The 8,387-nt window shown below is 62.3% G+C and carries 8 protein-coding genes and 2 pseudogenes; 2 read left to right on the forward strand and 8 right to left on the reverse strand.

What is annotated here, in order from left to right:
• Window positions 1–82: 82 nt before the first annotated feature.
• Window positions 83–538 (reverse strand): annotated as a pseudogene (locus ENZ74_RS13280) (EAL domain-containing protein); the annotation flags it as partial.
• Between the two features lie 195 nt (window positions 539–733).
• On the opposite strand from ENZ74_RS13280, the gene ENZ74_RS13285 reads away from it, so the two are divergent.
• Window positions 734–2,356: a sulfotransferase gene (locus ENZ74_RS13285; RefSeq protein WP_244514230.1), complete on the forward strand. Its 1,623-nt coding sequence runs from the start codon at window positions 734–736 to the stop codon at window positions 2,354–2,356.
• Window positions 2,357–2,501: 145 nt separating this feature from the next.
• Here ENZ74_RS13285 and ENZ74_RS13290 read toward each other — a convergent pair whose 3' ends face one another.
• Entirely contained in the window at window positions 2,502–2,855 is a 354-nt protein-coding gene (locus ENZ74_RS13290; RefSeq protein ID WP_063168835.1) for a DUF1428 family protein, read from the reverse strand.
• 74 nt (window positions 2,856–2,929) lie between these two features.
• Complete coding sequence (locus ENZ74_RS13295; protein WP_013530024.1) at window positions 2,930–3,358, reverse strand: glyoxalase/bleomycin resistance/extradiol dioxygenase family protein; 429 nt, start codon at window positions 3,356–3,358, stop codon at window positions 2,930–2,932.
• A gap of 237 nt (window positions 3,359–3,595) precedes the next feature.
• On the opposite strand from ENZ74_RS13295, the gene ENZ74_RS13300 reads away from it, so the two are divergent.
• Window positions 3,596–4,210, forward strand: a complete 615-nt coding sequence (locus ENZ74_RS13300) for a glutathione S-transferase (RefSeq protein ID WP_063168834.1) — start codon at window positions 3,596–3,598, stop codon at window positions 4,208–4,210.
• 16 nt (window positions 4,211–4,226) lie between these two features.
• On the opposite strand, the gene ENZ74_RS13305 is transcribed toward ENZ74_RS13300, so the two are convergent.
• The 5 genes and pseudogenes from ENZ74_RS13305 to ENZ74_RS13325 all read right to left on the reverse strand — a co-directional run.
• Window positions 4,227–4,385 carry a hypothetical protein gene (locus ENZ74_RS13305; RefSeq protein WP_013530026.1) on the reverse strand — a complete coding sequence of 53 codons (159 nt, stop codon included), beginning with the start codon at window positions 4,383–4,385 and terminating at the stop codon, window positions 4,227–4,229.
• Between the two features lie 143 nt (window positions 4,386–4,528).
• On the reverse strand, window positions 4,529–4,828 hold the full coding sequence (locus ENZ74_RS13310) for a HigA family addiction module antitoxin (RefSeq protein ID WP_027039367.1): 300 nt from the start codon (window positions 4,826–4,828) through the stop codon (window positions 4,529–4,531).
• A 12-nt stretch (window positions 4,829–4,840) separates the two neighbouring features.
• Window positions 4,841–5,123 (reverse strand): annotated as a pseudogene (locus ENZ74_RS13315) (type II toxin-antitoxin system RelE/ParE family toxin).
• Between the two features lie 128 nt (window positions 5,124–5,251).
• Window positions 5,252–6,778, reverse strand: coding sequence for an ABC-F family ATP-binding cassette domain-containing protein (locus ENZ74_RS13320; RefSeq protein WP_063168833.1), 1,527 nt, complete (start codon window positions 6,776–6,778; stop codon window positions 5,252–5,254).
• A gap of 341 nt (window positions 6,779–7,119) precedes the next feature.
• Window positions 7,120–8,387 (reverse strand): helicase-related protein (locus ENZ74_RS13325; RefSeq protein ID WP_206522277.1); only part of this gene is annotated, 1,268 nt, incomplete at its 5' end.

Below are 8,387 nucleotides of genomic sequence, written 5' to 3' on the forward strand. Positions count from 1 at the left end.
TGCGAAGCCCGTGCCGCGGACTATCGCGTCGTTGGCGACGGGCCGTGCTGAGAACGCTGCGCCTCGTTGAGGACGACAAGCATCAAGCCGTCGGCTCACCTGGCGACAGTCGGCGATGAACACAGTCGGCGATGAACTCGGACGCGGGCATGGGTCTGGCAAACAGCCGGCCCTGGCCGTAGTCGACGTCGCGTGCCGCGAGGTGGTCGGCCAGCGCCTGCGTTTCCCCGCCTTCGGCAACGATCTTCAGCTTTAGTGTCTTGGCCATGTCGATGATATGCGCGGTGACGGAATTGGTGGCGGAATTCGTGCTGATCGTATCGATGAACGATTTGTCGATTAGGAGCGCATCGAGCGGCAGCCCCTCGAGATAGGACAGGCTGGAGTAGCCGGTGCCGAAGTCGTCGATTGCCACTGCGTGGCCAAGTTCGCGGGCACGAACGAGCGTTGAGCGGGCCGAGTTGATATCGATGAACGCGCGCTCCGTGGCCTCGAGCCAGATTTGCTGGGGCCGGATCGCGGTGTGCTGATTTGATCTTTCCGCACCGACGAAAGGACGAGACAGCAAGCGAAGCCTTGAACCTGCGGCGCCGATGGCCTAGATCGCCACAGGCGGATAAAACACGGTAGGTTTCCCATCAACAGAGATCAAAGACGAGCGGCGGGTGCGGGAGCCAGGTCTGGCGCAGGCGGACAGCCGCCGCTGGGCCTCGACCAGTATGTGCAGCAGGCGTTGCAACTGCATCAGGCCGGGCGCCGGCAAGAGGCTGAGACGATCTACCGGCAGGTGCTGGCGCGTCAGCCCAAGCACGCGGCCGCGGCGCATTTCCTGGGACTGCTGCTTCACCAGACCGGGCGCAGCGAAGAAGGGCTGGATCTCATCGAACGGTCGGTGAGCCTGCAGCCGACGAATCCCGATTTCCTCAACAATTTCGGTACGGTGATGCGCGACCTCGGCCGCCCTGCTGCGGCCATCGATTTCTTCCGCGGCGCAGTGGATCTGCGGCCGGACCAACTCGCGGCGCGCGACAATCTCGGCTCATCGCTGAAACAGGTCGGCCAGTTCGAAGAGGCCGAAGAGATTTATCGCGGCACGGTTGCACGCAACCCATTTCATGTGCGCGCCCGCATCGGGCTTGCCGAAACCCTGCAGGAAGCCGGGCGGCTGGATGAGGCGCTGGCTGCCTTCCGCGAAGCGCTGGCGATCCGACCCAAGGATGCCGACCTGCTGCACGGGCTCGGCGTCGGGTTGATGGAAAAGGGCAAGCTCGACGAGGCGGCCGACCTGTTCCGGCAGGCGTTGGCGATCAACCCCGCCATGGCCACAGCCTGGCTGATGCTGACGCAGGTCAAGCGCCAGAAGGAGCGCGACAGCGAGCTTGGGGGCATGGAAGCCCAGCATGCCAAGGCGCCGCAGGACAGCCTGGCGCGCATGCAACTGTCCTTCGGACTCGGCAAGGCGAATGACGATCTCAGGGATTATGGCCGGGCCTTCGACTATTTCGCCGAGGGCAATGCGATCCGCCGCAAAGGCATCGACTACGACCAGGCCAGGACGCGGGCCGAGTTCGAGGCGATGAAGGCCACCTTCGATGCCGGCTTCTTCGAGAAGCACAGGCCCAGCTCAATCAGCGACGACACGCCGATCTTCATTGTCGGCATGCCGCGTTCGGGCACGACGCTGGTCGAGCAGATCATCGCCAGCCATCCGCAGGTCTATGGCGCAGGCGAGCTCAGCATATTGAAGAAGGCGGTCGGCAGGCAGTTCCCGGCGACCATGCCGGGTGGCTTCCCATGGGGCGTATCGGATACGGGCGATTCGGATTTTGCCGAGGCAGGCCAAGCCTATCTCGACATGCTCCATGCCCGCTATCCGAACATGCGCCACGTCACCGACAAAATGCCGGGCAACTTCCTGCTTGTCGGCTTCATCCACATGATGATGCCGAAGGCCAGGATCATCCACTGCGCGCGCGATGCGGCGGCCACCTGCCTGTCGATCTACAAGGTGCATTTCCGCGGCGACAGCCATCGCTATGGCTACGATCTCGGCGAGCTCGCCGACTTCCACAATCTCTACACCGACATCATGAAGCATTGGCACACGGTGCTGCCAGGCGTCGTGCACGATGTACGCTACGAGGATTTTGTCGCCGACCAGGAAGGCCAGACGCGGGCATTGATCGCCCATCTCGGCCTGCCCTGGGACGACGCGGCACTATCGTTCCACGAGACCGACCGACCGGTGCGCACGGCTTCAGCCGCACAGGTGCGCCAGCCGATGTATCAGGGGTCGGTCGATCTATGGAAGCGCTATGGTGACCGGCTGAAGCCGCTTCTGGACAGGCTGGATTAGCGCAACGCTCTCTAGCTGATCGTGGCCTTAGAGATTGGCCTAAGCACCCGCGTCGTCATCCTAAGGCCTTCGCGACGGAGCTTCGCTCCTGCTTCGTCCTAGGATGACGAAGCTGAGGGGCTTCTGCCAATCTGCTACCGGCTGCTCAAAGCTCTATGAATGGCTTGAAGCCACCGAAGATCATGCGCTTCCCGTCGAACGGCATGTCCGCCCAATCGGCCTTCAGGCGCGGATCTGCCATCACTTTGGCCATGACGGCATCGCGGCTCTCCCGCGACTCATAGACGGCCCAGGCGAAGACGACGATCTCGTCGTCCTTGGCCTGCACGGCGCGCGGGAACGAAGTGACCTCGCCATAGGGCACGTCGTCGCCGATGCATTCGACATAGGCGAGCGCGCCGTGTTCCATCCATATAGGGCCTGCGAGGTTGGCCAGCCTCTTGTAGTTATCGAGATTTGCCTTGGGCACGGCAAGCACGAAGCCATCGACATAGGACATTGTGGGTCTCCTCCTGGAAGTTCACAATCCCTCACCGACGCCAGCCGGTGAGGGACTTCGCCATTGGCGATAAATCAGGCTTTCTTGACCGGCGCATTCATCGCCCATTCGACGCCGAACGGGTCGCGCATATTGCCCCACTGGTCACCCCAGAACATGATCTGGAGCGGCACGGCGACTTCGCAGCCGGCATCGACGGCGCGCTTCCACCAGGCTTCGATGTCGTCGCTGCCGAGGTGAAGCTGCATGGTGTAACCTTGCGGCTTGACGGCAGGCATGCCGTTTTCGGGATAGAAGTCGGAGAGCATCAGCGTCGAGCCGTTGATGTGGAGGTGGATGTGCATGGTGCGGCCTTTTTCGTCCGCCGGATAGGCAAAGACCTGCTCGGCACCAAAGGCCTTCTTGTAGAATTCGGCAGCCTTGAAGGCGCCATCCAGCTGCAGATAGGGGGTCAATCCGCCGAGCACTTTGGCCGCGGGCTGAACGGGGGTCTGATCGGTCATCTGTTGTTCCTCTTTGCGTTTGGCCTTGCGAGCCAAAGGACGGATGAGGTGCCGGCGTTCCTACATGGCCGGCAGATTTTTTTGGCCGACCGGCCCTGGACAGTCCACGCAGCCGCAGTTGGACGAGAGGCGTGAAACGAACTTGCGTCGACCGCGCCCAATCAGAGCGCAATTCTCTCGGCTCGCAGGCTAGAACAGATGGATCAGGCGAACGCCTCTTCAAATCCTGGGACGACAATGATCCTCTACTATCAGACCCACTCACCCTTCGCGCGCAAGGCGCTCGTCTTCGCCCACGAGGTTGGCATTGCCGATCGGCTGGAGGTCATTCATCACGAGACCAGTCCGACCTTGCGCAATGCCCGCGTCTACGCCGAAAACCCGCTCGGCAAAGTGCCGGTGCTGTTGCGGCCCGACGCGTCGCCGATCTTCGATTCCGATGTCATCTGCGCCTATCTCGACACGCTGCATGACGGTCGCAAGCTGCTGCCGCAGGACGGCGAGGCGCGCTGGCAGGCATTGCGGTTGCAGGCGGTCGCCCAGGGCCTGGCGCAGACGGGTATAGCCTTGCGCTGGGAGACGGAAAGGAGACCCGAAAAGTTGCGCTATGGTGCTCTCGCCGACGGATACCGGGAAAAGATCGAGGCGAGCTACGACTGGATCGAGAGCACGCTGGACGACGAGGCGCCGCTCCATATCGGCCACATTGCCTTGGCCACCGCGCTGTCCTGGATGGCGTTCCGTCACCTTCCGCCTTTTCGCTCACGGGCACTGCTGACGCGCTGGTTCGAGGCTTTCGAAAAACGCGTATCGATGAAGGCGACGCCGCTTTCGGGCGATACGCATGACTGACTGGCGCCCCGCGAGGTCAGGGGCGGCGGCCGTTTTGCGCATCGAAGACGTCCGGAAACCCGATATCCTTGCGCAGCGAGGCAGGCAGTGAACGCAGGACGCGTTCGCTGCGGTGACGAGCGCGCGCTGCCGCATACCGGGTTGCGATGCGACCGATGGACGAAAGAACCGACATGATAATTCTCCTGGGTTGGGCCGGCATCATCGTGTCGGCATCCCAAGGACGCGGCGGGCTGAGGCTATCCGACAGATCGTCGAGATTTTTTTATCGCTAGCTCCGTAGCCTGCTTGAAGCGGGTTGTTGCTAACGCGATTACTTCAGGCCGCGGTTTGTAGACGTTCGATTGTTTCAAGATCGGCCTTCTTCGCCTCTCCCTCTACGGCGAGGTCGTAGCTCGCCTGCATATTCATCCAGAACTGCGGCGTGGTTCCGAAGAACTTCGCAAGGCGCAAAGCGGTGTCGGGCGTTACCGGTGTCGTCTCGCTGGCCAGGCGCTCGATGCGTGTGCGGGGCACATGCAGCTTTTTGGCCAGCGTGTAAGGCTTCAGATTGAGCGGCACGAGATATTCCTCACGGAGAATTTCTCCGGGATGGATAGGTGGGTTGATGTTCAGCATTTTGAACCCTCTTCAATGATAGTCGGTGATTTCAACATCCTCCGCTTGCCCTTCCACCCACCTAAAGCAGAGGCGGAATTGATCGTTGATGCGGATCGAATGCTGGCCCGCACGGTTACCTTTCAGCGGCTCAAGCCTGTTGCCGGGAGGCGTCTTCAGATTCGACAGTTCGGCGGCGTTGTCGATCATGAACAGCTTCCGCTGGGCTGAGCGGACAAAGGTCCGATGGGAAGCCCTTCGGAGCCTTGCCGTTCGAAACGGCTTCGCTGGTCTTGTCTTTGGAGGAGCTTATCACCTTGCCGACCCGAGTGGCGTACCATGGCATGATACGCTTCGGAAGTCAAGAAGACGTCTCGTAACATGATACGAAACTCCGGCCTGCGCTCGACAGGCCGGAACTTCATCGGCAGTTTTGTTCACCGATTAGCCAGCGCCCTCCGCCACCGAGCGGAAGAAATCCTCTGGGTCTTCGACTTCGGTCAGCCGCCGTTTCTCGATCAGCCAGAAGCGGTTGCCGATGGCGCGGATGAAGGAGCGGTCGTGCGAGGCGAGCACACAGCTTGCCTGATGTGCCAGCAGTTCCGCTTCCAGGGCTTCCTGGCCGTCGATGTCGAGATGGTTGGTCGGCTCGTCCAGCAGATAGAAGTTGGGATTGGCGAGCCTCAGCGCCAGCATCATCAGCCGCGCCTTCTGGCCGCCGGACAGCGCACCGATCTTTTTCTCCTGCATCTCGATGACCACGCCGGCGCCTGCCAGCAGCGAGCGGGCACGCTGCTCGCCGACATCGTAGCGGCGCGAGACCAGCATCAGCGGCGTGTCGTCGCCGCTGATGCCCGACAGCGCCTGGTCGCTGTAGCCTAGCACCGTCGACGGCGTCACCTTCACATTCGGCACCGTGTCCGGTTCGACAATGGCATTGCGGATCAGGGTGACGAAGCGCGACTTGCCGACGCCGTTGCGGCCGAGCAGCACGATGCGGTCGCCCTGGCAGATATGGCGCTTGCCGGTTCGAAACAGCGGGGTGCCGTCGGGTGTTTCCACAGCCGCGTCGTCGAGCGTGATCAGCACCTTGGCGTGGGTGCCGCGATTGGCCAGTTTTATGGCACCCGCCGACTTTTCGCGGTGCGCCGGTGCGGCCGCTTCTTCCAGTTTTTCGGCCCGCAGGTTGAGCTGCTTGGTCTTCACCGTCAAAAGGTCGCTGCCCGAATTGATGCCGATGTTGTTGAGCTTGGCCGCCTGCCGGCGCAATTGCTGCGCCACCTTCATGTCGCGCTGGAACTTGCGCTCGGTCGAAGCATCGACCTCGTCGAGCGCCTGCCTGGCGCGGGAGTAGGGCAGGGCAAACACCGGCGACTGTTCCGGGCGCAGGAATAGGGTCCGGTTGGTGGTGGCGTCGAGGAAGGCGCGGTCGTGGCTGGCGATGACGACGGGCACCTCGCGCGGCAGCGTGTTCAGCCAGGTTTCGAGCTGGCTGATGCGGACAAGGTCGAGATGGTTGGTCGGCTCGTCGAGCAACAGCACGTCCGGATCGGTGACCCAGACGCGTGCGATTAGCGCAAGCCTCTGCCAGCCGCCACTCAGCGCCTGCATTGGCCGCTCGCGCATCGGCTCGGGCACGTCGAGTGAATCCAGAACCACGTCGACACGCCACATCTCGCTTTCGGCCTGCTCGGACGGCAAGGCATCCGCCACCACCTGCCGGAACGTACGGGTGCGAAGGACCGGGGCAACCGACTGTTCGACATGACCGACGCGCAGGCCGCGCGTGCGGGTGATGTCACCGGAGGTCGGCTCCATCCCGCCGGTCAGGCATTTCAGCAAAGTCGACTTGCCGCGGCCATTGGCGGCGACAATGCCGAGCCGGTCGCCGGTGCCGATGGTGAGGTCGAGATTGGCAAACAGCGGCGCACTCATGGTGACGCCGAGGGATTTGAGGCTGATCAGGGCCATTTGATTTCTCTGGTCTTGCCGGAGACTACTCCGGTCCACTTTGACGGTGCGCTTTCCGGCCATCAGGCTCGGCATTACGCACCACGAAGGGCAGACCAAAAAATCGAAGCGGGAAAAACCCGGACCGTCCCTGGTCAGCCCTGCAAGCAAGCTCGCAGGGCAGAAATCGGGCCACGCTGACGATGGTGACGATGAAACGTAAACACGTGAGCCCTCCTTTCGAGACAAGACGTTGAGTATGCGGAGCGATTACACCAAAGGCGGGGCTGGTGGCAAGTGGGTCGGCGGAATGCGGCGGCGGCGGAGCGCTTCCCTTCCCCTTCTCCCAGAAGGGGAAGGCGCTACTTTCCCGGCCTACCCGTCTTACCCGGCCGGCGCTTTTCCCGACGGGCGTCGGCGGGGTCTTCGTAGGAGCCAATGCCTGTTCGCTGGCGAACAACTGGCTTGGCGGATTCGTCCCCCACGAGGGGGGAGATTGGCTGCGGCTTGGCCGGCACTTTTCCTTCGATCGGTTTTTCCGTCCGCCGCACCGTCATCTCGTCCAGCGAGTTCTTCTTGAACAGCGGCTTTGTGGCGTCCCCGGGAATGCCGAAATCGGAACCATGTGCCTCGGATGCCGACTGTTTCTTGAACAGCGAGCGCGACACCGCGCCGGCCGGCGTCGGCATGTCGGTACCTGGACCCATGTCGTCGATCGAGGGTTTCGAAAACAGCGGCTTTTTCACCGGCACAGTGCCATCGGCGCCCATCTCGTCGAGATCAGGCTTGCGGAAGAGGTTGGGCCGGGCAGCCTTGGCTGCCTCTTCGGCGGCACGCGCTGCGTCGAGCTTGCGAAAACGCTCCTGTTCCTCTGCTGTACGATGTTTGGCCACGCCCTTGTTGTGCTTGCCCTTTTCGCGGCCGGAGGCCGGGCTTTCCATGTCGGCGTATTTGGCCAGCGGGTCTTCGGAGATGGACAGTTCCATCTCACGCAGGCGCTTGATTTCGTCGCGGATGCGGGCCGCCTTCTCGAAGTCGAGATTGGCCGCGGCATCGCGCATCTGCTTTTCCATCGCGTCGAGATGGGCCTTGAGGTTGTTGCCCATCATGGCGCCGGCACCGTCGGTGAACTGCGAGATATCGGCGCGGACGTGGTCCTTCTCGTAGACCGAATCGAGAATGTCGGAGATGCGCGACTTGACCGATTCCGGTGTGATGCCGTTGGCCGCGTTCCACTCCATCTGCTTTTCGCGGCGACGGTTGGTTTCGGCCATCGCCCGTTCCATCGAGCCGGTCACCTGGTCGGCATAGAGGATGACCTTGCCGTCGACGTTTCTGGCGGCGCGCCCGATGGTCTGGATCAGCGAGGTTTCCGATCGCAGGAAACCTTCCTTGTCGGCGTCGAGAATGGCGACGAAGCCGCATTCGGGAATGTCGAGGCCTTCGCGCAGAAGATTGATCCCGACCAGCACGTCGAAGGCGCCGAGGCGCAGATCGCGCAGGATCTCGATGCGCTCCAGCGTATCGATGTCGGAGTGCATGTAGCGGACGCGGATGCCCTGCTCATGCAGATACTCGGTCAAATCCTCGGCCATGCGCTTGGTCAGCACGGTGACCAAGGTGCGGTAGC

Source organism: Mesorhizobium sp. M7A.F.Ca.CA.002.15.2.1, from assembly GCF_003998715.1.
GTDB classification, from domain to species: domain Bacteria; phylum Pseudomonadota; class Alphaproteobacteria; order Rhizobiales; family Rhizobiaceae; genus Mesorhizobium; species Mesorhizobium ciceri.